We start from the raw sequence: 24,722 nt of genomic DNA on the forward strand, positions 1-24,722 counted from the left end.
GACTGGACACCATGGGTACCACCGCCGCCGCGTGGTCCGGACCGGCCCGGGAAGGACCGGGGACGGACGCCGAGCCTGCCGTGCTGGAGCGGGAGCTGACCGAGGCCGTGCTGGCAGGCGCCGCGCGCTCGGAGGTGCTCCGCGCGCTTCGCGGGGCTACCGGCCGGGATGTGCGCCTTCTGTCCGCCGAGGGCGTGCCGCTGGCGACCACCGACGGCGGCGCGGGAGTGCCGGCCTCGGTGGCGGACGGCGTGCTCGCCGACGTGGCCGGACCGGTGGTCGACACGCTCGACGGGCTGCGGGCCACGGCGCTTCCCGTGCGTGCGGGGACGACGGTGGCCGGTGTGCTGCTGACCGTCGGCCCCGGTGATGCGCGCGTGCAGGCGCTGGCCGGTGCCGCCGTCACCGCGCTGCTCATCGATGCCGTGCGCGCAGGGGACGACTCTGCCGAGGTCTCGCCGCAGCACACCCCGGCCGACATCGTCGCCGCGCTGCGGTCCGGGACGGTGAGCCCCTCGGTGTGCGCGGCGGCCGCGGGACTGCGGATCGATCTGCAGCGACCGCCGGCCGGTGCCGTACTGCACTACAGCGGCCCCCGCTTGCGCGCCTGGTCCACCGCCCTCGCCTGGCTGGAGCACCCGGTGCAGCAGGAGGCGCGCACGGCCTGGACGGTGGTGCCGGGCGAGGTCGAGCTCGCCCGCCTGCAGAACCGGCTGCGCCTCATGACCGGCGACGAGTCCGCTGACCACGTCGTCGCGGCGAGCGGCTCCCATCCCGGCTCACCCATGGGCCTGGCCCGGTCCTTCACCGAGGCCGAAAGGCTGCTCGGCCTGGCCCGCACCCAGCGTGTCCCGCTGCTCACCTTCGACCGCTGCGGGGTCGTGCAGGTACTGCTGCCCCTCCCGCGCCCGCGGCTCGAGGCGTACGCAGAGGCACGCCTCGGGCCGATCCGGCAGCGTCCGGAGCTGATGGCGACTCTGCGTGCCTGGCTGGCCGAGAGAGGCAGTCGCCAGAGCGTCTCCGAACAACTCCACCTTCACCGCAACTCGGTGGGCTACCGGGTGCGCCAGATCAAGAACCTCCTCGGCACTGACCCCCTGCTTCCCGCCGCCTCGGCGGAACTGCACCTGGCGCTCGCGGCGCTGGACCTGCTCGCCTCCGACGACGAGCGGCTGCGCGGCGATGCCGAGCCGGTATCGGCCGGACGCTGAACCGGTTTACGCCGCGATGCCGAGCCGGTATCGGCCGGACGCTGCACCGGTTTACGCGCCGATGCCGAGCCGGTATCGGCCGGACGCTGAACCGGTATGCGCGCGCCGCCGGGCGGCGCCGCGCGCCCGCCCGTGCCCCCGCCCTCACCTGCCCCAGCCTGCGCCGTGAGCCTTCCGAGCAGGCGAAACGCCGACGAAACCAAGATGTTCCACAGGAGCGTTGACAGCACCGGTCGGCGGCGGCAGAGTACCTCGCATTACGTTCCACCGCCTCGCAATGCGAGACGGTCAGGGTGAGGAGGCAGCGCGGTGCGAGCCATGGTGCAGACCGATTTCGGCGGGCCCGAGGCCGTGTTCCTGCAGGATGTCCCGGAGCCGGCGTGCGGACCGCGCGACGTCGTCGTCGAGGTCGCCTACTGCGGGCTGAACCGCCTGGACCTGCTGCAGCGCAAGGGGCCGGGCCTGATCCCCGGCTTCCGCCTTCCGCACGTGCCGGGCATGGACTTCGCCGGAACGGTGGTGGCGACCGGGTCCGCGGTTAGCTCGGTCGTCCCCGGTGACCGGGTCATCGCCGATCCCACCCAGGGCTGCGGCAGTTGCCCGCGCTGCGCGGTGGGTGATCGCGCGTACTGCGTCAACCCGCGCATCCTCGGCGGCAACGCCCCCGGAGCGTTGGCCGAATACGTACTTGCGTCTGCAGAATCGATCGTCCAGGTCCCCGAGTCCCTCCCGCTCTCCGCGGCCGTCACCCTGCCCACCGCCTTCGCGACGGCGTGGCACGCGGTGCACACCGTCGGGTCACTCGCCGCCGGTGAGACCCTCGTCGTGCACGCGGGCGCGAGCTCCGTCAGCCTGGCGGCCATCGCGCTGGCCAAACGGGCCGGTGCCTCGGTCGTCGCGTTCGCCGGCAGTGACGCGAAGCTGGCCGCGGCCGGCGCGGCCGGCGCGGACCTGGTGCTGCGCAACGGGGACCCGGACGCGGTGAAAACGGTGTCGGTCTTCACCGGCGGCGCCGGGGCGGACCTGGTCCTGGACCACGTCGGCACCGAAACCTGGCGCACCTCGCTGGACTGCCTCGGCATCCGCGGGCGTCTGCTGCTGATGGGCAACACCAGCGGCGACCAGGTGTCGTTCTCGCTCCAAGAGGTCTTCCACCGTGGCCTGAAACTGCTGGGCACCGGCGGCTACAGCTCGGCCGACTTCGTCGCTGCCACGTCAGCCTGCTTGGCCGACGGCCTGCACCTGCCCACCGCCGCCCGGTTCCCCCTCGAGGATCTGGCCGACGCCTGGGACGTGCTCGCCAGCCGCGACACCATCGGCAAGGTCGTGATCGAGCCATGACCGACCTGCTGATCGTGGGCGGCGACGTCGTCACCATGGACTCCGCCCGGCGGGTCCTCACCGGTGCGACGGTCGCCGTGTCAGGGGACGGGATCGCCGCGCTCGGCACGGCCGAGGACCTGCGAGCCCGCTTCCCCGGGGCGCGGGAGATCGAGGCGTCGGGCTGTGTCGTTATACCGGGCCTGATCGACGCCCACCAGCACACGACCGTCGACCCCCTCGTGCGCAGCATGATCCCGGACCACATCGGCTCGCAGGAGTCGATATTCGACTGGATCGTCCCGCTGCACGCCCACGCCGACGGTGACGACGACGAACTGGCCGCGACCATCACCGCCGTCGAGTGCCTGTCCCGGGGCATCACCACGGTGCTTGAGCCGGGCACAGTGGCCTACCCGGAACGAGTCGCAGCGGGGCTGGGCGCCGCGGGCATCCGCGCGCGGGTCGGCGGCTGGGGCTGGGACGCCGAGGGCGTGCCATTCGGCGCGCCGGCCGACGAGGTGCTCGCCCGGCAGGAGGACATCGTCCGGTCCCTGCCGGTCACAGGGCCGGTCACCGGGTGGGTGACGCTCGTCGGCCACGACCTCGCGAGCGACGAGCTCTTCGCCGGAGCGGCGAGCCTGGCCGAGCGGCTCGACACCGGACTGACCTGGCACATCTCGCCGGGACCCGCCGATGTCGAGGCGTACGCCCTGCGCTGTGCCCGCCGACCGGTCGTCCACTTCCGTGAGCTGGGAGTACTCGGCCCGCGCCTGCTGCTGGGGCACGCCGTGTGGCTCGACGACGCGGAGGTCGACGCGATCCTCGAGACCCGTACCGCGGTCGCCGCCTGCCCGGGGGCCTACCTACGTCTCGCCCAGGGCTATACCCGCGCCTCGCGCCACGCCGAACTGGTGCGCCGGGGCGGCCGGGTGGCACTGGGCTGCGACGCCCACAACGCAGGCGACGCCCCGGACGTCCTCCTGGCCGCCTACCTGTTCGCCGGCCTGGAACGCGACCGCGATCTGCCCGACCCGGTCCGCGCCGAGCAGGCGTTCGCCCTCGCGACGATCGACGGCGCCCGGGCGATCGGTCTCGGCGACCGGATCGGCTCCCTCGAGGTGGGCAAGGCGGCCGACATCGTCGTGCTCGACGCCCGCGACCCCGCCTGGACGCCCCGGGGCGACCTTGCCCGCCAGCTCGTATGGGGCCACGTGTCGCGCACCGTCCGTGACGTGCTGGTCGGCGGACGCGTGGTCGTCCGCGACCGGCGGCCGACCGGCGTCGACCTCGCGGTCGTCGCCGCGGCTGCCGCCGAGCGATCCGCCGCCCTGCTGCGGCGCGCAGGCATCGCGCCCCGCCCGACTTGGCCGACGGAGCCGGTGGGCCACCTCGCAAAGGAGACCACTCGTTGAACGTCATCGACATGTCCGGGCTTCCGCCGGCGAAGAAGCAGGGCCTGCTCTCGCAACTGGTGGTACCGCGGCCGATCGCGATGATCACCACGCTCGACCCGGACGGAGGGGTCAACGTCGCGCCGTACAGCTACTACATGCCGGTCAGCGGCGAACCGCCGCTCATCGCGGTCACCATCGGCGCCCAGCGGGAGGCGACTTCGGAGCCGAAGGACACCTGGCTCAACATCGAGCGCACGGGCGAGTTCGTCGTCAACGTCACCACCGCCGAGATCGCCGAGCACATCGAGGCGGTGGCCCGCGAGTACCCCCGCGGCGTCAGCGAGATGGACGTCGCCGACTGGCGGTCGGTGCCCTCACAGGTCGTCGACACGCCGTCGCTGGCCGACAGCCCCGCGCACCTGGAGTGCCGGGTGCACGAGGTGATCGACCGCGGCGACCACACTTCCTGCTTCTCGGGCGTGCACATCGTGCTCGCCGAGGTCGTCTGCATCACCACCGACGACTCGGTCATGTCCGCCCCGGGCCGCATCGACCCCACCCGGGTCCGAGCGGTCGGGCGGATGGGTTTCCCATGGTTCGTCACCGCGGGTGAGGAGTCCCTCTTCCACCAGGAGCGTGTCGCCTACGCCGAGCTCGGCCGGGCCGACACGTCCGCCAACTGACCCACCCCCCGAACGGCCACCCCCCGCCCCGCCACCCCCCGACCGCCCCCCGATCTGCCACCGCCCTTGACGGGGCGGTGCCACTCAGCGAATGGAACGCACATGACCGCAAGAAGCTCGCTTCGGCGTTGTCGGGCCCCGCTCGGCCTCGCCCTCGCCCTCACCGGAGCCCTCGCGCTCTCCGGCTGCGCCAGCAACGACGCGACGGCAGCCAAGACGACCCCCGCGGCGAGCGGCACCGGCGGCTCAGGCCTCAACGAGCCCGACGTCAACGGCGACGGCAAGGTCGTCATCGGCGTCCTCAGCCCCGGTGACATCAACGACCACGGCTACTACGAGAGCTTCGTCGACTCGGCGGACGCCTTCGCCAAGGAAAAGGGCTGGAAGGTCATCAAGCGCGGCAGCGTGCCCGCGAGCGACGCGCTCAGCGCCGCCCGCGCGCTGTGCCAGCAGCACGTCGACATGGTCGCCCTCGCCGCCAGCGAGCTCAAGGCCGCCATCCCGGCCTCCGAGGAGCCGCTCTGCGCCAAGACCGCCTGGTACGTGCCGTCGTCGGCGAACATCGACCAGACCCCGCGGATCATGCTGTCCTCCGACAACCCCAACCAGTCGATGCTCGCCGCCGGCTACGCCGCGGGCCTGAAGATGAAGGCGGCCGGCTACACCAAGGCCGGGTTTGTCACCGGCATCAAGGCCGACTTCAGTGTCCTCGGAGCCAAGGCCTTCCTGGCCGGAATCCGGGAGGTGGTCCCCAAGGCCACCCTGGTGAGCACCTACACCGGTGACTTCAACGACTCGGCGAAGGCCAAGGAAGCCATCCAGGCCCAGATCAGCCAGGGCGCCAAGGTCATCTACCCCTACCTCGGGGGCGCGACCGACGCCGCGGCGCAGGTGGCGAACGCCAACGGCGTGCTGACCCTCACCCCGGGCACCGACCGGTGCGACTCGACCAGCCCGAAGTTCGACATCTCGGTGATCTTCAGCCCGGGTGACTACTTCCGCGCCGCGCTGGAGGACTTCGCCAAGGACGAGCTGAAGATGGGCACGCCGCGCGTGTGGCAGCTGGGCGTCGATCCCTTCCCGACCGTGAAGATCTGCAAGGCCCAGGGCGACGAGGACAAGCAGCTGACGGACTTCATGAAGAAGATCGGCAGCAAGGAGATCGACCCGGAGGCCGAGGTCAAGCGCCTCGGCTGACCCTGCCGACCCCGACCCAGGAGATTCACACGCGATGACACCGACGACCTCAGCGGCTCGGATCCTCGAGCTGCGTGGCATCACCAAGTCCTACGGGTCCGTCACGGCCTGCGACGCCGTGGACCTCACCGTCGACGCCGGCGAGATCCACGGTCTCCTGGGCGAGAACGGGGCAGGCAAGTCCAGTCTCATGAAGGTCCTGCTCGGGCTGATCCGGCGCGACGCCGGCACCGTACTGGTGCGGGGTGAACAGGTCGCGCTGGACAGCCCGCAGGAAGCGGCCGAGCTGGGCATCGGCATGGTGCACCAGCACTTCAGCCTCATCAGCGGGCTCACCGTGTGGGAGAACGTCGCGCTCGGCGACACCGGCGCGGTGAACAAGCAGGCCGTCTGCGCCGAGATCGCCGAGGTCGCCGCGCGGTACGGGCTGCCGGTCGACCCCGAAGCGCGCGTCGACGCGCTCGCGGCGGGCGAGCGGCAGCGCGTCGAGGTGGTCAAGTGCCTGCGGCGCAACCCGCAGATCCTGATCCTGGACGAGCCCACCTCGGTGCTGACCCAGGCCGAGTCGCAGGAGCTGTTCGCCGTGCTCGGCCGCGTGGTGCAGGAGGAAGGGCGCGCGGTCATCCTCATCAGCCACAAGCTCGCCGAGATCGTGCAGGCCACCGACCGGGTGACGGTCCTGCGTAAGGGCAGTGTCGCCTTCCGGGCGGTCACCGCCGAGACCACCGCGCCGGAACTCGCCCGCCAGATGGTGGGCCGGGACGTGTCACTGCACGACGAGGCCGCCGCCCTCGGCATGCTGCCGGTGCGGAAGACGCGTACGGCCGAGCGCGGGGCGCACGACCGGCAGCCGCCTGTCCTGCGCCTGGCTGGACTCACCGTCGAAAAAGGCGGGGTGAAGGTTCTCGAAGGAGTCGATCTGACCGTGGGCGCGGGCGAGATCTGCGCCCTCTACGGCGTCGAGGGCAGCGGCCAGGCGGTGCTCGGCGAGGTCCTGGCCGGGCTGCTCGCGCCGACTGCCGGCACTGTCGAGGTCGCCGGGCGCCGGGTCGACATGAGTCGGCCCGGCGCGCTCGGGAAGGCCGGTCTGGGCATCGTGCCGGAGGACCGCCACCAAAGCGGCGTCGTCCTCGACATGAGCGTCACCGAAAACCTGACGATGAAGTCGCTCGACAGGCTCAGCGGCCGGTTCCTGCTGCGCCGGCGCGCGATGCACTCCGAGGCCCGTCGCCTCGCGGACGAGTTCAACATCGTCGCCCCCTCACTCGACGCGCCGGTGCGCAGCCTGTCCGGAGGCAACCAGCAGCGCGTCGTGCTCGCCCGGGAACTGTCCGGTCACACCAGCGTCCTGGTGGCCGCGCAGCCCACCCACGGGCTGGACGTCGGCGCCATCGAGGACATGTACGCCCGGTTGCGCCAGGCGGCCGCAGACGGCGTCGGAGTGCTGCTCATCTCCACCGAACTCGAGGAAGTCATGGCCCTTGCAACCTGGATCGCGGTGATCTCGTCCGGGCGGATCACCGGAGCACTCCCCGTCTCGGATGCGACCCCCGAGCGATTGGGCATGCTGGTCGGCGGTGAGGCCGCATGAGTGCCGCCTCGCTGACGAGTGGGGACGAAATCGCCCGGCGCTTTCTCGCCCGGCTTCGGCCCGGGCCCGGTGGCTGGATCGCGACGGGCCTCACCGTCGTGCTGGTCGCCGTCGCTGCGGGCGCGTCCGCGCTGCTGCTCCTGCTGACCGGTGGCTCGCCGAGTGCGTCGGCGGCCGCGATATGGACCGGGAGTCTGGCCGACGCCACGGGATGGACGACGACGCTGCTCAACGCGGCGCCTTTGCTGCTGGTCGCGGTCGGTGCGTGCATCTGCGCGTCGGCCGGCACCTTCAACATCGGCCAGGAGGGGCAGGTGCTCATCGGCGGCCTGGCCGGAGCCTGGGTCGGGCTGCGGCTGGCCCTGCCCGGTCCGATGCTGGTCGTCATGGTGCTGATCGCCGCGGCCGTCGGCGGTGGCGCCTGGGCCGCGCTCAGCGCCCTGATGCTCCGCCTGCGCGGCGTCAACGTCCCGGTGAGCACCCTGCTGATGACGTTCCTCGCCATCCAGCTCGTCACGTTCGCGGTCAGCACGCCGTGGCTGCAGGAGAGCGCGCAGGGCTCCTCGGGCATCGCCGACGCGGCGTCCAACCCCCTGCCGGCCAACGCCCGGCTCGCCGGCTTCGGGCAGTACCCGTCGGTGCAGCTGAACGTGGGCCTGTTCATCGCCCTCGTCGCCGCGGTCGGCGTCGCCCTGGTCCTCAGCCGCAGCCGGTGGGGCTTTCGGGTGCGCATGCTGGGACTGAATCCGCTGACGGCCAAGCACACCGGTGTCCGGGTGGCCGCGCTCGGCGGCTTCACCCTGGCACTGTCCGGCGCCTTCGCCGGACTGGCCGGCGGGCTGCTGCTGGTCAGCCCGGTCGGCACCAACCGGCTGCAGGCCGGGCTCTCGGACAACTTCGGGTGGGACGGCCTGCTCGTCGCGCTCGTCGCACGCAACCGGCCCCTGGTCGCGATCCCGGTGTCGCTGGTGTTCGCCGTGCTGCGTGCGGGCGGCGATTTCCTCTCGGCCACGGGCGTGCCGTACTACCTCGTCGATGTCGTCAAAGCACTGCTGGTCCTCGCGTTCGTCGCGCCGCCCGTCCTCATCGATCTCTTCAGCAGGCGTCGCGGGGCCACCCCGCAGGCGGCGCCCGACATGTCCGTCGTCCCGACCAAGGTGAAGGCAGCCGCGTGAGCGTTCTGGACAGCACCACCACCATTCTCGCCAGCGGTGTCCGGCTGACCGTGCCACTGGCGTTCGCCGCCTGCGGTGAGTACATCGCCGAGCGCGCCGGCACGATGAACATCTCCGTCGAGGCAATGATGCTCGGCGCCGCGTTCACCTCGATCGCCACCGCGAGCGCGACCGGCAGCGCCACTGTCGGTCTCGTGGCCGGCGTCGTCACGGGCCTCCTTCTCGGCTTTGTGCACGGCAACTTCTCCCACCGGGCGCAGATCAACACCTTCGTCGTCGGCCTGGTGCTGAACGCGCTGGTGCTCGGGCTGACGAGCTACCTGATCACGACCAACGAGTTCGTCTCGCACCAGGTCCACATGCTGTCGATCCCGCTGCTGCAGGACATCCCGCTCATCGGCAAGCCGCTGTTCTCCGAACGCTGGCCCGCCTTCCTGCTGCTCGCGCTGATACCGCTCACCTGGTGGCTGGTGGAGCGCAGCCGCTGGGGCCTGGAACTGCGGGCGGTGGGGGAGAACCCCCAGGCCGCCGACGTCACGGGCATCAAGGTGAACATGCGGCGCCGGCAGGCTCTGCTGTGGTGCGGCGCACTGGCCGGACTCGGCGGCGCGTACCTCGCGGTCGGCGAGGTCGGATCGTTCAACCAGAACATGACCGCCGGGCGCGGATACATCGTCATCGCCGCGGTGATCTTCGGGGCGTGGCGGCTCGGCCGGACCATGCTCGGCTGCCTGGTGTTCGGCCTCTCCGACGCGATGCGCCTCGCGCTCCCAGCGCTCGGCGTCACCCTCAACGCGCAGCTGCTCGTCGCGGCCCCGTACCTGCTCGCGCTCCTGGCCATGCTGCTGTTCACCACCCAGCACCGCGAACCCGGCGCGCTCGGACGGCCCTTCGAGCGCGGGTCGACCTGATGGCCGGGACCAGGCGACGGCGGATGCCGGCCCCGCGAAGGCACGGGGGCGGCATCCGCCGTGGGTACGCGACATCGCCGTCATCGTCGGCGCAGTGCCGCGGTCTCCAGCGCCGGCGGCGTGTAGCCGACGTCGGCCGGGTTGAGCACGCTGCCCGGTGCGACGAGTTCGTCGATCCGGTCAAGCGCCTCGGCCGACAGCGGCCGGTCCACCGCGGTGAGCTGCGACAGGAGCTGGTCGTGGGTGCGCGCGCCCATCACGGCCGAGGTTACGCCGGGGTGGGCGAGCACGAACCGCAGTGCCAGCTCGACGAGTGTGCAGCCCTCCTCGGCGGCCAGGCGCACGAGTTCCTCGACCACGGCGAGCTTGCGCTCGCGCACCTGCTCGTCGGCGAAGTCGAAGTGATCACTGTTCCTCAGCGCGCGCGAGTCTCCCGCCGGTTCCGCGCCGGCCCGGTACTTGCCCGTCAGCCAGCCGCCGTTGAGGGGGCTCCAGACCATGACGCCCATACGGTGCCGTCGCGCGGTGGGCAGGGCCGCGGCCTCCGCGTGCCGGGCCAGGATCGAGTACGACAGCTGCTCCACGGTGAACCGATCGCGGCCGCCGCGCCGCGCCGCCCACTGGGCCTCCACGATCTCCTCGGCCGGGAAGCTCGACGAGCCGATCGCCCGCACCTTGCCCGCCCGCACCAGGTCGCTGAGCGCACCGAGGGTCTCCTCGACGTCGGTGTGGGGATCAGGACGGTGGACGAGGTACACGTCCAGGTGGTCCGTCTCCAGCCGGCGCAGGCTGTCCTCCACGGCACGTGTGATCCACAGCCGGGAGGTGCCGCCCCGGTTGCGGTCGAGTGGACCGGCGGGCATCCGGCTCGCGACCTTCGACACCAGGACGACGTCGTCGCGCCGTCCCTTCAGCGCCCGGCCGATGATCTCCTCCGACTCGCCGAAGGCGTACACGTCGGCGGTGTCGACGACGTTCACTCCGGCGTCCAGCGCCGTCGCCACCATGCGGTGGCACTCCGCCTCGTCGGTGTTGCCCCAGGCGCCGAACATCATCGACCCCAGGCACAGCTGACTCACCTCGATGCCCGTCCCACCCAGAATCCGGTAGTGCACGCTTGCCCTCGTCTCCCAGCCGACGCCCTGTCGCTGTCCTCTCGCAGGCTCGCACGGCGGAAGGCCGCAAACCGATGTCGCGCGGGGCCAGCATCCCTGGCCTGCGTGTTGTGTCCGCAGCACATCGACCCGCGGGTAAGTGCGCACCTAGGCTCAAAGAAATCCGAACCACTCACCATGGAGGTACCGTGGCCACCGGTCTCACATCGGCACGCTGGACTCACGTCGCGCTGCCGACCGGCGATCTCGACAAGGCGATCGCGTTCTACACCACACTGACTCCGCTGGTCGTGGTCGAGCGGTTCAAGGACGCCGACGGCGAGAGCGTCTGGCTCTCCAACGACCAGCAGGCCGAGACCCCGTTCGTGCTCGTCCTGGTGTCCTTCAACAAGGACAAGGGCAACCAGCTGGGCCTGCTGCACCCGTTCGCGCACCTCGGCATCGAGGTGCCGGCGCGGGAGGACGTCGACGCGCTCGCGGACCGGGCCCGCGAGCTCGGCTGCCTGCACTGGGAGCCCCGGCAGATGCCCGAGCCCGTCGGCTACATCTGCGCCCTGAAGGATCCCGACGGCAACGTCGTCGAGATCTCCCACGACCAGCGGGTGTTCGACTCCGTACGCGCGAAGTGGGGTTCGTCCTGAAGGACACCCGCGCCGCCGTCGAGGCCTATCTCGCGGCGCTGAACGCGCACGACGCCGACGCCGTGGCCGCCTGCGTGGCCGAGGACTTCGTCAACGAGCACACGTCGTCGACGGGACAGAGCCGCAGGGGCCGCGCCGAGTACCGCGCCGCGCTGACCGGGTTCCTCGAGGACTTCGGGGACCTGCGCTACGCGCCCGAGTGCATCCTCGTCGACGGCGAGTCGGCCGCGGTGCCCTACGTCATGACGTTCCGGATGCGCTCGGCGGGCGACCGCCCCGTACGCGTGCGCGGAGTCTTCGTGTTCACCGTCGCAGGCGGCCTCATCACGCGCCGCACGGACTACTGGGACAGCGGAGAGGTGCAGCGGCAGCTCGCCTGACGACCCCGTCGGCAGCCCGGAGCCGGACCCCTGACACCCCGTCCGCCTCTCGTGCGGACGGGGTGCCGGTGTGTCCGCCGCCTGAGTGCGTATCGCTGTGCATGACGCCATCTCGTATTGCTTGACAGGGCGCCGTCTCGCATTGAAAGATGCCGTCATGCGACTGGTGACAACACAGGCCGGCCTGGGCCGAATAGAGGACGGGGCCATCGCCCTGTTGGACACGGCTTTTCCACACGTCGGCGCGGTCCTCGAACAGGACGGCTCGCTGGAGTACCTGGCGTCCTGCGCGGTGCGCCGGCGGATCCCGCTCGACGAGGCCACGCTCGTGGCGCCGCTGGCCCGTCCCCGCGCGGTGTGGGGCGTCGGGCTCAACTACCTGTCGAAGGCCGCCCGGGCCGGCCGGGGACTCCCCGAGCAGCCGATCCTGTACCTGGCCGCGTCGTCCGCCGTTCTGGCCCCCGGCGCGCAGGTGGTGATCCCGCAGGCCGCGACCGAACCCGACTACGAAGGGGAGATCGCGGTCGTCGTCGGGCGCCGGCTGTACCAGGCGACCGAGTCGGAGGTCTGGCCCGCGATCGCCGGCATCACCGCGGCCAACGACATGACGGCGCGCGACGTCATGCGCACCACGGCGGTGCCCGCGCTCGCCAAGAGCTACCCGGGGTTCACGCCGCTCGGCGCGTCGATCTGCACTCCCGACGACCTCCCCGACCGGGACGCGATCCGCGTAAGGACCCGGGTCAACGGCGAGCTTGTGCAGGACGACACGAGCGCCGGGATGATCTTCCCGGTCCCCGACCTGCTCAGCCGGCTGTCGTGGTTCACCGCCCTCGAACCCGGCGACGTCGTCCTCACCGGAACCCCGGCCGGCACCGGCCAGGACCGCGCGTGCTTCCTCGCCGACGGCGACGAGGTACGGGTCGAGGTGGACGGCGTACTGCCCCTTGTCACCCGCGTCGTACGTCCTGCGGAAGACGCCGCACTGCGCGACCACCGGCTGACCGAACCGGTCAGCTGACCTCCCCTCACCCTGGAGCACACACCGATGCCCATCTCCTCCGCGTCGTCCTACGACCTCGTCCTGGCGGGCGGCACCGTCATCGATCCGGCGTCGGGCACCAACGCCCGGCTCGACGTGGCGGTCACTGGTGACCGTATCGCCGCGATCGGAGAGGGTCTGGCAGCGAACGCGGCCCGCACGATCGACGTCACCGGCTCCACCGTGCTGCCGGGCCTCGTCGAGGGCCACACGCACATCTTCCAGTACGTCTCCGCCGTCGGCGCCCCGGCCGAAGAAGCCCACCTGCGCCGCGGTGTCGTCGCCGCGGCGGATGCCGGCACGGCCGGCGCCTCGACGTTCGCGGCCTTCCGCAAGCTGGTGGTCGAGGCGAACCCGCTGCGCATCGTCAACTTCCTCAACGTCTCGGTGCTCGGCCTGATCGACTTCAGGTTCGGCGAGCTGCTCAACCCCGACACCCTGGTCCCCGAAGACGCGCTCGCGACCGCCGAGGCCCACCCCGACATCGTGCGCGGCTTCAAGATCCGTCTTTCTGAGGATGTCGTCGGCGAACACTGGGAGTCGCTGCTGAAGAAATCCGTGGCGCTGGCCGAGCAGGCCCAGCTCCCGCTGATGGTGCACATCGGCGAGACCGAGGAGCCGGTGCCCGTCGTCCTGGACTACCTGCGCCCCGGCGACATCGTGGCGCACTGCTACACCGGCAAGCCGAACGGCATCCTCGACGGTGACCAGGTGCACCCCGCCGTCATGGCGGCCCGGGAGCGCGGCGTGCTGTTCGACTCCGCCCACGGCAAGAGCAACCTCAGCTTCGAGGTGGCGCGCCGGGCGATCGCCGACGGCTTCCTGCCCGACGTCCTCAGCTCCGACACCAGTGCGCGCAACTGGCGCGGCCCGGTGTTCGACCTGCTCACCAGCATCTCCAAGCTGGTCGCGCTCGGCGCGCCGCTCGAGGAGTGCATCCGGCGGGCCACCGTCGCCCCCGCACAGCTGCTCGGGCTCGACACCGAGGGCTACGGCCGCCTGGTGGTCGGCGGACGGGCCGACGTCACGGTCGTCAACTGGACCGACGAGGTCACCCTGCCCGACGCCGCGGGGAACACCATCGTCGCGCCGCGCCTGGAGCCGACCGTCGTGCTGCACGCCGGCGCCGAGGTCGACATCGTGCCGTGGCGCGGTCTGCCGGCGGCGTGAGACGCCGCCCGTCCCGGGGAGGATGCGATGACCGCCGGTGACGTCCATCTGCTGCGGCGCCGGCTTCGCGCGGCCCTGACGGCGGCGGAACCCGCCGTCGGCACCTTCGTCAAGCTGGCGTCGCCCGACGTGGTGGAACTGGCCGAGGCGGCCGGGTTCGCGTTCGTGGTCGTCGACCTCGAACACTCCACCCTCACCGAGCAGAACGCCGTCGACCTGGTGCGCCACGCGGACGCGTGCGGCCTGCCGGCCCTGGTCCGCGTGCCCGAGGTGGACGCCGCCGCCGTCAACCGGCTTCTGGAGGCCGGGGCGGCGGGAATCCAGCTGTCGATGCTTATCCGCGTCGCCCAGGCCGAGGCACTCGTGGTGGCGACCCGGTTCGCGCCGGCCGGCCGCCGGTCGGTGAGCCTGGCCAACAGGGCCGCCCGGTTCGGTGCGGCCCCGTTGGCCGGGTTCCTGCGCGCCGAGCAGGACGACCCACCGGTGCTGGTGGGCCAGATCGAGACGGCGCGGACGGATCCGCTGCCGGATCTGGTCGCCGCTCTCGACGTGTGCTTCGTCGGCAGCACCGACCTCGCGGTCGACCTGGGCCTGCCGGCGGACCCGGCGGTGCTGCGCGCCGCCGTGGACCGGGTGAGAGGCGCAGCCCGCTCCACGGCGGTGGCGTTCGGCGGCTGGGCGCCGACCCGGGGCGCCGCGGCGGACCTGGGTCTCGGTGACGCCGACTACCTGGTCGTCGGCTCGGACCTGCAGATGTTGGCGGCCGGCCTGCGGGCGGCCGCCGGAGAGGAAAAGCAGTGAGCACACGCAACACAGCGCTGTTCAACACCGTCGTCAACTGGGACGAGCTGCCGGTGACCCAGGTGCGGCCGGGGGTCCGCCGTCGCGTCTACGCGACGGACGAGGTGATGATCTGCCACCACGAGCTCGAGATCGGCATGACGCTCAACCCGCACCGGCACGAGGAGTTCGACCAGCTGGTCCATATCGCCCAGGGGCGTGCGAACTACTACGTGGACGGCGTCGCGCACGACATGCGTGCGGGATCGTTCCTGCTGGTTCCCCGCGGCAGTGAGCACTACGTGGAGCCGACGGAGGCCCCTTGCGTGAACATCGACTTCTTCGTCCCACCGCGGGCCGACCTGCTTCCCTGACCGGCGACGGACGGCCGCGCGGAACATTGTTGAGCGGAACATTCTTGATCGGACGGTGAGCCGGGCGGCGGGGGTGCTGCCGCTCCGGGCTCGGGCGTACGCGGCGTCCGCCACCCACGGTGACACCGTGGGTGGCGGACCAGGCCGCAGCGCGGTGGGAATCCCGCACAGGTGCGTCGCGCTCGTCCGGTATCCGCCATGCCCGTCCCCGACAGCGTGCGCGTCACGACAGATGGCCCACCGCTTTCACGGTGAGCCATCCACTGTCGCTGCAATCGGGTCAGCCGCCGTCGGAGGTGCCCAGCCGCTGCGACAACGCGCGGGCGGTCTCCAGCAGCGCCTGGGCCATCGGCGACTTGACGTCGTCGGAGACGGTCGCCGTGGTGCCGACGACCGCCAGCGTCCCGCTGATCTTGTCGCCCTCGAAGATCGGCGCTGCGATGGTGCGGACCCCGTTGACGGCGGGGGAGTTGACCGACAGGCCGTGCTGCCGGATGGCCTCGAGCTCCTCGGTGAGCTCGGCCGACTTGCGGACCGAACGCGGCAACGTCGGTACCTGGTCCGGGGGCAGGAACGCGAGGAAGATCCGTCCCTGCGCCGAGGACGTGAGGTCCAGACGCGAGCCGACCCGGACGCTGATGCGCACCATGTGGTCGGTGTTGTCCACCGAGCGCACCACGGTCGGCGACTCGCCGTCCCAGACCGACAGCACGATCGTCTCGTCGATGCGCCTGACCAGATCCTCCATGTACGGCTCGGCGGCGGCGACGATCGGCAGACCGGCACGCGCGGCCGTGGCGAGCGTGAGCACCTGGGGGCCGAGGGAGTACAGCGAGGTGCGCTCGTCGTACCGTAGCAGGTTCGCCGCCCGCAGCGCCTTTGTGTAGCGGTGCGCGGTCGCCTTGCTCGCCCCGAGACGCGCGGTGATCTCGTTGAGGCTCATGTGCGGCTTGCCGACCGTGAACGAGCCGAGGATCAGCGCCGCACGCTGCACCGTCTGGATGGTCGGCGCGGTCGTGTCCGGGCCGTCCTGCTCGCCGGTGCCGCGCTGCGCCTTCATGGGCATGGATTTCTCGCTCCTGTCCGTGTTCAGTCAGACCGATAAACGTCAAGTGAAACGCCGTATTGAATAAAGCAATGGTAACGGGGCGTGCAACTGTGCGTGAAGAGGCTTGAGGGGCCATCCACGGCGAGCCAGGGCGCTGAACGGGAGGCTCCATGCCGGCTTTATGTCGCCGAGGGCGACATCGACCAACCGGTAGGAGGTTGTCACGGGTGGTGGCCGCGGAAGCCCGCCCGTTCAGCGCGTCGCCCAGTGTGGCGACCTCACGCATCCGATGAGTGCCCCGGCGTGATCGAGCGCGCCGGGTCCAGCAGGGCGGCGATGTGGTTGACGGCGAGGGCGGCCTCGCCGAAGCCGATTGAGATGAGGCTGACCTTGCCGTCGTGGTCGGCGATGTCACCGGCCGCGAAGACCCGCTCCCGGCTGGTGCGCATCGTGGGGTCGACGAGGATGCGTCGGCGGCGCAGCTCAAGTCCCCACTGCTCGATGGGGCCGAGATCGGCGATGAAGCCGAGCGCTGCCACGACGGACTGGGCGGGCAGGCTGATCCGGTCGCCGTCGGAGCTCGCGACCACGACCTCCGACACCGCCCCGTCGCCGGAGATCTTCTCGACCTCGTAGGGCGTCAGGACCCGCACGGAGGATGCATGCACCTGCTCGACGGTGCGTTCGTGGGCCCGGAACCGCGTACGTCGGTGCACCAGCGTCACCGACGAGGCGATCGGCTCCAGCGACAGCGCCCAGTCCAGCGCGGAGTCCCCACCGCCGACCACCACGACGTCCTGTCCTGCGAGCTCGTTCAACCGCGGCACGAAGTACCGCAGCCCCCGGCCCAGGTACTCGGAGCCCACCGGGAGCTCGCGGGGGATGAAATTGCCGATCCCGCCGCAGACGAGCACCGCACCCGCGGTGATCCGTGCGCCGGCGTCGGTGGTGGCGACGATGCCCCGGCCCGTGTCGTCCAGCCGGGTCACCCCGTGCCCGAGCAGGTAGGCGGGGTTCCACCGCCCGGCCTGCTCGGCCAGCCGGTCCACCAGGTCCTGACCTCGGACGGCGGGGAAGCCGGCCACGTCGTAGATGAACTTCTCGGGGTACAGCGCGGCGATCTGGCCGCCCACCTCAGGCAGGGCGTCGGCGACCGCGACGCTCATGCCGCGGAAGCCGGCGTAGTACGCGCCGTACAACCCCGTGGGGCCGGCGCCGATGACGAGCAGGTCGACGGAGACCTCGGGGCCGGCGCCCGTGGTGGGGAGGCCGGTCACGCGCCCACCTCCGGGTGGTCGTGGCCGGCCTTGCCCACCTTGCGTGCCCCGCCGGGCGAGCCGAGCGGTTCGGTCCCGAGGGTGAAGAACTCGGCGTTGATGCGCTCGAACTGCTTGCTCTCCTCCGGCAGGTCCTCGTGGTGGAAGATCGAGATCTGCGGGCAGACGGGTTCGCAGCGCCCGCACTCGACGCATTCGTCGGGCTGGATGTAGAGCATCCGGTCACCCTCGTAGATGCAGTCGGCCGGGCACTCCTCCATGCACGACTTGTCCATGACGTCGACGCAGGCCTGAGTTATGACGTACGGCACGAGCTTGTTGCCCTTCACACGGTCGCACAGCATGCGAGACGGTGTATCTCATTGTGGAATAGGATGATGACGGCGCCGGCCCGGGGTGTCAACCGCGAGATGAATGCTTGACACCGTCGTGTGTGCTGGGCGACGCTAGCGCGACATACGAGATGGCGTCTCACAGAGCACGTCACTCGGGTCGGGACTTGTGAGAGGCAAACTCCCCATGGGAAGCAACCCCCGGACCGTCCCAGCACCGATGATCGTCGAGGACTGGGACCAACTCACCTTCCGGGTCAACCGCGAGGCCTACCGAAGCGCGGAGATCTTCACCCGGGAACGCGGCTGGGTGTGGATGCACACCTGGCTCTACCTCGGGCACGAGACGGAGATCCCCAACCCCAACGACTTCAAGGTGCGCACCCTCGGCGGTCGACCGCTGATCTTCTGCCGGGACAGTGCCGGCGAGGTGCACGCGTTCCTGAACTCCTGTCCGCACCGCGGCACCGTGCTCTGCCGCGAGAACGAAGGCTCGGCCAGGCTCTTCCAGTGCTTCTACCACGCCTGGACGTTCCGCAACAACGGCGAGGTCGCCGCGATCCCCGATGCCAGCGCGTACGAGTCGAGCGACGAGTTCCGGGCGTCGATGGCACTGCGCAGCATGCCGCGCCTGGAGATCCACGAGGGGTTCGTCTTCGTCTCCTTCGACCCTGATATGCCGCCGCTGCTCGAGCACCTCGGCGATGCGGCCGACTACATGACGATGATCGAACAGCAGCACGTCGGCGGCATGACCACGCTGCCCGGCACGCAGCTCTACAGCGTGCGGGGCAACTGGAAACTCGCCGTCGAGAACGCCATGGACGGGTACCACTTCGCGCCGACGCACAACACGTTCGTGGGCTACTTGCGGGAGAGCGGCTTCGCCGTCACCGACGACAACCAGTACGCGTACAACCTCGGCAACGGCCACGGGCTGCTGGTCCTGACCGGGCACGGCGGGCGGATCAGCATGGTCTGGGAACCGCGCTTCGGCGAGGACGAGCGTGTCCGCACCGAGCGGCACCGAGCCGAGATGACGCAGCGGCTGGGGGAGAAGCGGGCGCACCACGTGGCCGACGAGAGCCACATCCTGTTCGTGTTCCCGAACCTGCTGCTGTTCGACATCGAGGGCCTGTCGATCCGGCAGCTGGAGCCGGTGGCGCCCGACCAGACCGATGTGCGTGCGTGGCAGCTGGTCCCGCGCAACGAGGACCCGGCCGCTCGCGCCCTGCGCATGAAGACGGTCGTCAGCTTCGTCGGCCCGGGCGGGCTCGCCACGCCGGACGACATCGAGGCGTACGAGGCGGTCCAGCGCGGCATCCAGGCCACCGCGGGCACCGGTGCGCCCGAGCTGGACTACAGCGACATGTCGCGTGGCATGGCCGACGAGGTCAAGGCTGTGCAGGGCAGGTCGATCGACGAAGGCGCGATGCGGGGCTTCTGGCGGCAATGGATCGAAGCCACAGGACTCGATGACGGCCTCGAGATCCACGGCGAGCGACCGGCGTCCTTCCTGGTGGGAAGGGACGTGCGATGACCGGGATCGGCAACCGCGGCTTGGTGCAGTGTGCGGGACGCACCGTCACCCGGCAGGAGGTGGAGGACTTCCTCTACGCCGAGGCGGACATCCTCGATCACTGGGACTACGACGGCTGGCTGGCTCTCTTCGAGCCCGGTGCCCGCTACGAAATCCCGACCACCGACTACCGCCCCGGCTGGTCGCCGCACGAGACCGGATCGTTCGTCGACGACGACTGGGACCTGCTCCGCGCGCGGGTCAAGCGCCTGAAGTCCCGCAAGGCGCACGCCGAGAACCCGCACTCACGCACGCACCGGCTGGTCTCGAACGTGCGGTTGTCCGGGGAATCGGAGGATTCTTTCCGGGTGTCGGCGTCCTTCGTGGTGCACCGCGCCCGCGACGGGCACTTCGACGCCTACGTCGGGTGGTACGACCATCTGCTGGTGCCGACCGAGGACGGACTCCGTTTCCGGTTGCGGCGCTCGATCCTCGGCCACGAGTCGCTGGCGGCAGGCGCCCGGCTCAGCTTCATCCTCTAGTCGGCGACGGAAGGTGACCCGATGATCCGACACACCCTGTCCTTCCGTTTCGCCGACGGCATCGACCAGGACACGCGGGAGTCCGTGCTGGCCGAGCTGCGTACCTTCCCGGACCGGTACCCGGCCATGCGCGGCTTCGTCCTCGGCGAGAACATCAGCACCCGCGACCAGACCTTCGCCCACACGATGGCCGTCGACTTCGACGATCAGGACGACCTGCTCGCCTATCTCGGCAGCGAGTCCCACGAGAGCTTCGTGCGCAACCGCTGGCGACCGGTCATCGCCCAACAGGCCATCACCTCGTTCGAGTTCACCGAGCGTCCCTCGCTCGCTGCAGGAAGGACACAGCCGGTGAGCACCCGCCCGCACGGTCCGTACGGCATGGAGTACGCCCGGATCGAAGTTCCGGACATGCAGGCCACGATCGACTTCCTCGAGTACCACGTCGGTCTGCAGCTGGAGCAGCGCACCGACGAATACGCCTACCTGCGTGCCGACATCGAGCACCACGCGATCGAGCTGATCAACACGCCCGAGCGCACCGACGGCTGGACGACCGCGGTCGGCTACAGCGTGGAGAGCGAGGAGGTCCTCGAGCAGCTGCGCAAGACCGTCGCCGACGCCGGCCTGGAGATCCTCGAGCTGCAGGAGCGGCAGCAGGCGCTGTGCGACAACGGCTTCGCGGTGAAGGACCCCAACGGCCTCATCGTCGAGCTGTTCACCGAGTTCCAGGAGTACGCCGAGCCGCCGCACATCGAGATCCGGCCGCTCGACCTGGTGCACCCCTTCATCGCCACCGCGAAGTACAAGGAGACGGTGGACTTCTACCAGAACGTCCTGCAGTTCCAGCCCTCGGACTACGTCGTCGGCTCGACCACGTTCTTCCGCGGCGAGGACCGCTACCACCACAGCCTCGCGATTCAGAACAACAAGGCGCACTTCACAGCCCACCTGTGCTTCGCGATGAAGAGCCTCGACCACGTCATGCGGATGCGCGCCCGCGCGCTGTACAAGGGCGCGCCGATCGCCTCCGACATCGTCAACCACTCGGCGTCGACATCGATCGCGTTCTACATGCACGACCCGCGCTTCGGTCCGCGCTACGAACTGTGCGACCGGCACCGGGTGTTCACGCCGGAGGAGCACGAGACGCACCGGCCCCGCAGGATGCCGGCCGACCCGCGCAATATCGACGTGTGGCGTCCGGCTTCCGACGACTGGGGACGTTTTTGAGACAGCAGTTGCTTGATGTGCTGCACCTGCTCGACGCGACCCCCGCCCCGCGCGGGGAGGAGCGGACGGCGGCCCACCGGTTGCGCACCTGGTGCGCGGACCGGTGGCCGCACGTCGAGTGGCAGGTGCTGGAGCACGGCCCCGCCGGAGGCAGCCTGGTCGCCGCCCAGGGGGCCGGGCCGCTGCTGTACTCCCATCTCGACACGTCGCTGGACGACGGCGGTGCGGGCAGCCGGTTCGTCACCGGCAACGCCGCACCGGTCGGTCCGCTCGGCGTGGACGGCGACCGGGTGGCCGGCTTCGGTCTCGGGGTCGCCCGCGGGCCGGCGGCCGCCGCGCTGGTCGCGTTCGCCGAGGCGGGTGCCGGGCGGCTGCTGCTCGCCGGGTCCGGCACGCACCGCCGCTCCGGCGGGACCACCGGCCTGGAGGCCTACGCCGACACACACCCGCTGCCGCGATCGGCGATCGTCGCCAAGTGCGGACCGCCTACCCTGCTTTGGCACGAACCGGGCGCGCTCTACCTGACCGTCCGGGTGACCGGCCGCTCGGGGGCGGCGATGATGCCGGAGTCGGCCATGCCGCCCGGGGGAGTCCTCGCCTCGGCCGGCGTCGTCCTGGACGAGCTGGCCCGCTGGCGCACGGCCTACCTGGCCGCCGATCCGCGGGCGGGGCAGACCGGCCGGGCGTGCGGCATCGGCGCGATCAGCGGGGGATGGCCGGACAAGCCGGACCTGCTGCCGGCCCAGCTGCGGATCGACCTGTACGTCGTCACCGGTGACCTGGTCGAGCCGAAGGTACTGGCGGACGAGCTGGCCGACCGGCTGCGGGCACGGTGCGGGCGGTCAGTGCTGCGGGACTGCGCGGTCGAGGTGGAGGCCGAGCCGGTCGCGGCAGCCGCGGCGACGCCGGCCGACGCCCCCGTGGTGACGGCCGCCCAGGCGGCCTGGCTCGACGAGTTCGGTACGCAGCCGCCGCCGATCACCGGCTGGACGGGCTCGACCGACGGCGTCGTACTGCGCGCCCGCGGCGTCGACACCGTACGTCTCGGCCCGCAGGCGAAACCGGCCGCCGACGATCCGCGTCGCGACGCACTGTCGTTGGCACAGCTGACCGCCTACGCGCGCGTCTACCGCCGGCTGTTGACCGAGCTGCCGGCGTAAAGCCGCAGATCCCGGCGTCTACCTCAACGAACTATGAACTCGATCGAGTCCACCCAGCGAACAATCAGCGCACGACGCAAGCGTCCTGCAGAAAAGTGGGCAGCGGATGGCCAAGGGTTGTTGCCTCCGCGGCCGAGGCGGTGGCGGACGTCCCCGGGGGCGCGGAGTGCCCGTACCGCTGTTGGCATCGCCGAAGTGGTCCGAACACGCGTGCCTGTGATCGCTGGTCGGGATGGTGGCTGTGCGATCGGGGTGCGGTGTCGCCAAATCCAAGGCCGTACACCTGCACAACAAGTCCACCGGTCAGAAGGCCACGTGTGGCCCGGCTCAGCTCGACAGGATGCTGACCGAGGCCCGCGCCCGTACGCCATGGCTGCGTGAGGGCTCATCGGTTGTCCAGCAGCAGATCATCCGCGACTTCGGCCGCTCCCGCGCCAAGGCGCAGAAGGACATCACAGAGCGCCTGCCCATGGCGCGCCGGGCCGGGATGCCCACGTACAAGAAGAAGCGCGAGGCGCTGCCGACGCTCAACTACACCCGGCGCGGGTTCCGGTTGAAGGACGGCCGGCTGCACCTGGGGGGCGGCATCGTCGTGGCGGTGGTGTGGTCGCGGGAACTGCCGGCCCAGCCGTCCTCGGTGCGCGTGTGCCAGGACAGCATTGGGCACTGGTACGCCTCGTTCGTCGTCCCCGCCCAGGTCCAGCCCCTGCCGCAGACCGGACGCGCACTCGGCTGGTCTCAACCCGGCTGGTGCTGATGGCGGAAGACCTCCTGGAGCGCTGCTCCAGGAGGCGGCCTGAGCCAGGAATCCCCTTCCCTTCAGGGAGGGGAGGATTCAAACTCCCCAGTCGTCGTTGACGGTGACGGCGTCGGCGATGTGGAACCGGCCGCCGGGCACCAGCGGTGTGGTGGGCTCACCTATTTCGACGACGTGCTTGCCGAATTTGGGGGCCAGCGGGCGGCCGACGTCGCGCTTGAGCCACAGACGCAGCAGGTGCCGACGACGCTCCGGCTCCGGGTGGTCGATGTAGCTGGTGCGCGAGTGCAGCGCGGCGTAGTTGAGGAGCCACTGCACGTCTCCTGGCTGGAAGTCCATGTCGATCGGCAGGCCGGTCTCCTGCGAGATCTCGTCGAAGAGGGTGATGGCCTCGGCCTGGTCGGGCGTCAGCTGCGGAACACCGGGATACTCCTGGGCACTGAAGATCATCGAGTTGCCCGCGTAGGTGCTGAAGACACCGTCGACGTAGCTGATGATCGGTGAGGTGTACGTCAGTTCCGGGGAGTCGGGGTCCTGGCGCCGCCAGTCCCAGTGGTAGGTGTCGAACAGCCGCGGAGCGAGGTCCGGCCGGCGGCGCAGCATCTCGTTGTAGATCGTGGTGCCGCTGACCAGGCTGGAGGCTCCGCCCTCCTTGGCGCCGCGCAGGCACATGAGCGCGACGACGTCGGAGCTGTCGGAGTGGAACGGCAGCCGGTCCCGCACGCGGGAGGGCAGCGCGCCCTCGTCGGACAGCGTCATGTTCGACGTGGCGATCACGTGGTCGAGCAGGTCGCCCCTCTGGTTCTGCCCGATCGGCTGGCCGAGGTGGAGACCCATGATGAAGAAGATGGCCGCAGCCATGGTGTCGCCGTACTGCTCGGTGCGCAGGCCGCGCACCAGGATGAACCCCCGGCCGGTGTCCATCTGGCGGGCACAGCCGTCGTTGAGAGCACGACAGGCGTCGAACGGGTAGTCGGCGGCAGTGACGGTGCGGAGGTCCGGGTCGTCGGCGACGAAGCGCCGTCCCAGCTCCTCCAGTTCGGCGCGCTCAGCGTCGCTGAGGACGTAGATCCACTCGGTTGACTTCGACAGCTCGTCGCCGCGCCAGGCGGACGGCCCGGAGATCTTCTGAAGGGGGGCAGTGGTGGTCACGGTGATGCACTCCTCGTATGTGATGGAAAAGGCCTGCCGGCCATAACACGGCGGACGACGCAGGTCTCGGTGCGGCAGCAATTCGCCGCGCCGCGACGCAGGTACTCAGAAGGGGGTCTGAGGTTCGCCGACAGCCGTGCCGGGGCGCAGTCCTTCCCGGGGCGGGGAGTACCTGAGCGGTTCGTCGTAGGTCCGGCGGCCAGCGCACGACACGAGCAAGGCGCCGATCAGGGCGACTGGCCTCATGCGGGTCCCGTCCTTTCAAGAAGTGTCTCCACGATAGGAGAGGCTTGGAGCCTAGTCAATGGACGAGATGGCATCTTGTAATGCAGTACACCCCGGGTGAATCCGGCGGCTCTGCCGGCCGACTCCGCTCGCGGTGCCGTTCTGTGGCGAGCGCGTTCCCGGCCTGCCGTGCCGCGCGCAGCCGTCCTCGCAATCCAGTGCCAGGCTGCGGGCCGGAAGGCGCAGGGGAACAACGTCTTTGCCCGGTCCCGTCGCAACCCTGGTCGCACAGCCCGAGATCCGTGACCGCCACCTCCTTGCAGGACTGGACGAGCCGCAGGAACCAGGCTCGGTTCCTCGCTCCGTCCCCCTCCGGCTAGGTCGACGGACAGCCACCTCAGCCAGCAGGCCGGAGTCGCCGCCCGCCGTTCGAGCGCCAGCGGTCGCAGGGAGACCACGCAGGGTTCTAGGATCCATGCCGCCGAAGCTG

The 24,722-nt window shown here is 70.7% G+C and carries 23 protein-coding genes and 1 pseudogene; 19 read left to right on the forward strand and 5 right to left on the reverse strand.

What is annotated here, in order from left to right:
* The first annotated feature begins 11 nt into the window (after positions 1–11).
* From H1D24_RS37115 to H1D24_RS37150, 8 genes are all read left to right on the forward strand, one after another.
* Entirely contained in the window at positions 12–1,211 is a 1,200-nt protein-coding gene (locus H1D24_RS37115; RefSeq protein WP_181662142.1) for a PucR family transcriptional regulator, read from the forward strand.
* Positions 1,212–1,529: 318 nt separating this feature from the next.
* Positions 1,530–2,552, forward strand: coding sequence for an alcohol dehydrogenase catalytic domain-containing protein (locus tag H1D24_RS37120; protein ID WP_181662143.1), 1,023 nt, complete (start codon positions 1,530–1,532; stop codon positions 2,550–2,552).
* On the forward strand, positions 2,549–3,946 hold the full coding sequence (locus H1D24_RS37125) for an amidohydrolase family protein (protein ID WP_181662144.1): 1,398 nt from the start codon (positions 2,549–2,551) through the stop codon (positions 3,944–3,946). The genes H1D24_RS37120 and H1D24_RS37125 overlap by 4 nt, the downstream gene beginning before the upstream one ends.
* Positions 3,943–4,611, forward strand: a complete 669-nt coding sequence (locus H1D24_RS37130; RefSeq protein ID WP_181662145.1) for a flavin reductase family protein — start codon at positions 3,943–3,945, stop codon at positions 4,609–4,611. Before H1D24_RS37125 ends, H1D24_RS37130 begins: the two co-directional genes overlap by 4 nt.
* Positions 4,612–4,713: 102 nt before the next feature.
* Positions 4,714–5,808 (forward strand): BMP family ABC transporter substrate-binding protein, encoded by a 1,095-nt coding sequence (locus tag H1D24_RS37135; protein ID WP_181662146.1) that lies wholly within the window; start codon positions 4,714–4,716, stop codon positions 5,806–5,808.
* Positions 5,809–5,842: 34 nt separating this feature from the next.
* Positions 5,843–7,399, forward strand: a complete 1,557-nt coding sequence (locus tag H1D24_RS37140; RefSeq protein ID WP_181662147.1) for an ABC transporter ATP-binding protein — start codon at positions 5,843–5,845, stop codon at positions 7,397–7,399.
* Positions 7,396–8,574, forward strand: coding sequence for an ABC transporter permease (locus tag H1D24_RS37145; RefSeq protein ID WP_181662148.1), 1,179 nt, complete (start codon positions 7,396–7,398; stop codon positions 8,572–8,574). Before H1D24_RS37140 ends, H1D24_RS37145 begins: the two co-directional genes overlap by 4 nt.
* Complete coding sequence (locus H1D24_RS37150) at positions 8,571–9,485, forward strand: ABC transporter permease (RefSeq protein ID WP_181662149.1); 915 nt, start codon at positions 8,571–8,573, stop codon at positions 9,483–9,485. The genes H1D24_RS37145 and H1D24_RS37150 overlap by 4 nt, the downstream gene beginning before the upstream one ends.
* Before the next feature lie 80 nt (positions 9,486–9,565).
* Here H1D24_RS37150 and H1D24_RS37155 read toward each other — a convergent pair whose 3' ends face one another.
* The gene (locus H1D24_RS37155) at positions 9,566–10,600 is read right to left on the reverse strand and encodes an aldo/keto reductase (RefSeq protein WP_181662150.1); all 1,035 of its coding nucleotides are present in this window, start codon (positions 10,598–10,600) and stop codon (positions 9,566–9,568) included.
* A 188-nt stretch (positions 10,601–10,788) separates the two neighbouring features.
* On the opposite strand from H1D24_RS37155, the gene H1D24_RS37160 reads away from it, so the two are divergent.
* From H1D24_RS37160 to H1D24_RS43830, 6 genes are all read left to right on the forward strand, one after another.
* On the forward strand, positions 10,789–11,241 hold the full coding sequence (locus tag H1D24_RS37160) for a VOC family protein (RefSeq protein WP_309484585.1): 453 nt from the start codon (positions 10,789–10,791) through the stop codon (positions 11,239–11,241).
* A complete protein-coding gene (locus H1D24_RS37165) occupies positions 11,226–11,621 on the forward strand; it encodes a nuclear transport factor 2 family protein (protein ID WP_181662152.1) in 396 nt (131 codons plus the stop codon). The genes H1D24_RS37160 and H1D24_RS37165 overlap by 16 nt, the downstream gene beginning before the upstream one ends.
* Before the next feature lie 157 nt (positions 11,622–11,778).
* On the forward strand, positions 11,779–12,642 hold the full coding sequence (locus H1D24_RS37170; RefSeq protein WP_181662153.1) for a fumarylacetoacetate hydrolase family protein: 864 nt from the start codon (positions 11,779–11,781) through the stop codon (positions 12,640–12,642).
* 27 nt (positions 12,643–12,669) lie between these two features.
* On the forward strand, positions 12,670–13,833 hold the full coding sequence (locus tag H1D24_RS37175) for an amidohydrolase family protein (protein WP_181662154.1): 1,164 nt from the start codon (positions 12,670–12,672) through the stop codon (positions 13,831–13,833).
* A gap of 27 nt (positions 13,834–13,860) precedes the next feature.
* Complete coding sequence (locus tag H1D24_RS37180) at positions 13,861–14,634, forward strand: HpcH/HpaI aldolase family protein (protein WP_181662155.1); 774 nt, start codon at positions 13,861–13,863, stop codon at positions 14,632–14,634.
* Positions 14,631–14,987 (forward strand): cupin domain-containing protein, encoded by a 357-nt coding sequence (locus H1D24_RS43830; protein WP_181662156.1) that lies wholly within the window; start codon positions 14,631–14,633, stop codon positions 14,985–14,987. The genes H1D24_RS37180 and H1D24_RS43830 overlap by 4 nt, the downstream gene beginning before the upstream one ends.
* A gap of 280 nt (positions 14,988–15,267) precedes the next feature.
* On the opposite strand, the gene H1D24_RS37190 is transcribed toward H1D24_RS43830, so the two are convergent.
* The 3 genes from H1D24_RS37190 to fdxA form a co-directional block, all read right to left on the reverse strand.
* A complete protein-coding gene (locus H1D24_RS37190) occupies positions 15,268–16,053 on the reverse strand; it encodes an IclR family transcriptional regulator (protein ID WP_181662157.1) in 786 nt (261 codons plus the stop codon).
* A 260-nt stretch (positions 16,054–16,313) separates the two neighbouring features.
* A complete protein-coding gene (locus H1D24_RS37195; RefSeq protein WP_181662158.1) occupies positions 16,314–17,312 on the reverse strand; it encodes an NAD(P)/FAD-dependent oxidoreductase in 999 nt (332 codons plus the stop codon).
* Complete coding sequence (fdxA, locus tag H1D24_RS37200) at positions 17,309–17,656, reverse strand: ferredoxin (RefSeq protein ID WP_220137663.1); 348 nt, start codon at positions 17,654–17,656, stop codon at positions 17,309–17,311. Before fdxA ends, H1D24_RS37195 begins: the two co-directional genes overlap by 4 nt.
* A 175-nt stretch (positions 17,657–17,831) precedes the next feature.
* Here fdxA and H1D24_RS37205 point away from each other — a divergent pair, with 175 nt between their 5' ends.
* The 5 genes and pseudogenes from H1D24_RS37205 to H1D24_RS37225 all read left to right on the forward strand — a co-directional run.
* Entirely contained in the window at positions 17,832–19,184 is a 1,353-nt protein-coding gene (locus tag H1D24_RS37205) for an aromatic ring-hydroxylating oxygenase subunit alpha (protein ID WP_181662159.1), read from the forward strand.
* Positions 19,181–19,705 (forward strand): aromatic-ring-hydroxylating dioxygenase subunit beta, encoded by a 525-nt coding sequence (locus tag H1D24_RS37210; protein ID WP_181662160.1) that lies wholly within the window; start codon positions 19,181–19,183, stop codon positions 19,703–19,705. Before H1D24_RS37205 ends, H1D24_RS37210 begins: the two co-directional genes overlap by 4 nt.
* A gap of 21 nt (positions 19,706–19,726) precedes the next feature.
* Entirely contained in the window at positions 19,727–20,938 is a 1,212-nt protein-coding gene (locus H1D24_RS37215; RefSeq protein ID WP_181662161.1) for a Dabb family protein, read from the forward strand.
* Positions 20,935–22,098, forward strand: coding sequence for a hypothetical protein (locus H1D24_RS37220; RefSeq protein WP_181662162.1), 1,164 nt, complete (start codon positions 20,935–20,937; stop codon positions 22,096–22,098). Before H1D24_RS37215 ends, H1D24_RS37220 begins: the two co-directional genes overlap by 4 nt.
* A 232-nt stretch (positions 22,099–22,330) precedes the next feature.
* A pseudogene (locus tag H1D24_RS37225) lies at positions 22,331–22,831 on the forward strand (RNA-guided endonuclease TnpB family protein); the annotation flags it as partial.
* Between the two features lie 102 nt (positions 22,832–22,933).
* Here H1D24_RS37225 and H1D24_RS37230 read toward each other — a convergent pair.
* A complete protein-coding gene (locus H1D24_RS37230; protein WP_309484586.1) occupies positions 22,934–24,007 on the reverse strand; it encodes a TauD/TfdA family dioxygenase in 1,074 nt (357 codons plus the stop codon).
* Positions 24,008–24,722 lie beyond the last annotated feature (715 nt).

The sequence above is a fragment of the Streptomyces himalayensis subsp. himalayensis genome (assembly GCF_013778455.1).
Lineage (GTDB): Bacteria > Actinomycetota > Actinomycetes > Streptomycetales > Streptomycetaceae > Streptomyces > Streptomyces himalayensis.

Excerpts from the sequence above, each read along its gene's own strand:
- H1D24_RS37115 (WP_181662142.1), top strand. The coding sequence starts at position 12 with ATGGGTACCACCGCCGCCGCGTGGTCCGGACCGGCCCGGGAAGGACCG.
- H1D24_RS37120 (WP_181662143.1), top strand. The coding sequence starts at position 1,530 with ATGGTGCAGACCGATTTCGGCGGGCCCGAGGCCGTGTTCCTGCAGGAT.
- H1D24_RS37125 (WP_181662144.1), top strand. The coding sequence starts at position 2,549 with ATGACCGACCTGCTGATCGTGGGCGGCGACGTCGTCACCATGGACTCC.
- H1D24_RS37135 (WP_181662146.1), top strand. The coding sequence starts at position 4,714 with ATGACCGCAAGAAGCTCGCTTCGGCGTTGTCGGGCCCCGCTCGGCCTC.
- H1D24_RS37140 (WP_181662147.1), top strand. The coding sequence starts at position 5,843 with ATGACACCGACGACCTCAGCGGCTCGGATCCTCGAGCTGCGTGGCATC.
- H1D24_RS37145 (WP_181662148.1), top strand. The coding sequence starts at position 7,396 with ATGAGTGCCGCCTCGCTGACGAGTGGGGACGAAATCGCCCGGCGCTTT.
- H1D24_RS37170 (WP_181662153.1), top strand. The coding sequence starts at position 11,779 with ATGCGACTGGTGACAACACAGGCCGGCCTGGGCCGAATAGAGGACGGG.
- H1D24_RS37175 (WP_181662154.1), top strand. The coding sequence starts at position 12,670 with ATGCCCATCTCCTCCGCGTCGTCCTACGACCTCGTCCTGGCGGGCGGC.
- H1D24_RS37180 (WP_181662155.1), top strand. The coding sequence starts at position 13,861 with ATGACCGCCGGTGACGTCCATCTGCTGCGGCGCCGGCTTCGCGCGGCC.
- H1D24_RS37190 (WP_181662157.1), bottom strand. The coding sequence starts at position 16,053 with ATGCCCATGAAGGCGCAGCGCGGCACCGGCGAGCAGGACGGCCCGGAC.
- fdxA (WP_220137663.1), bottom strand. The coding sequence starts at position 17,656 with ATGCTGTGCGACCGTGTGAAGGGCAACAAGCTCGTGCCGTACGTCATA.
- H1D24_RS37205 (WP_181662159.1), top strand. The coding sequence starts at position 17,832 with ATGGGAAGCAACCCCCGGACCGTCCCAGCACCGATGATCGTCGAGGAC.
- H1D24_RS37210 (WP_181662160.1), top strand. The coding sequence starts at position 19,181 with ATGACCGGGATCGGCAACCGCGGCTTGGTGCAGTGTGCGGGACGCACC.
- H1D24_RS37215 (WP_181662161.1), top strand. The coding sequence starts at position 19,727 with ATGATCCGACACACCCTGTCCTTCCGTTTCGCCGACGGCATCGACCAG.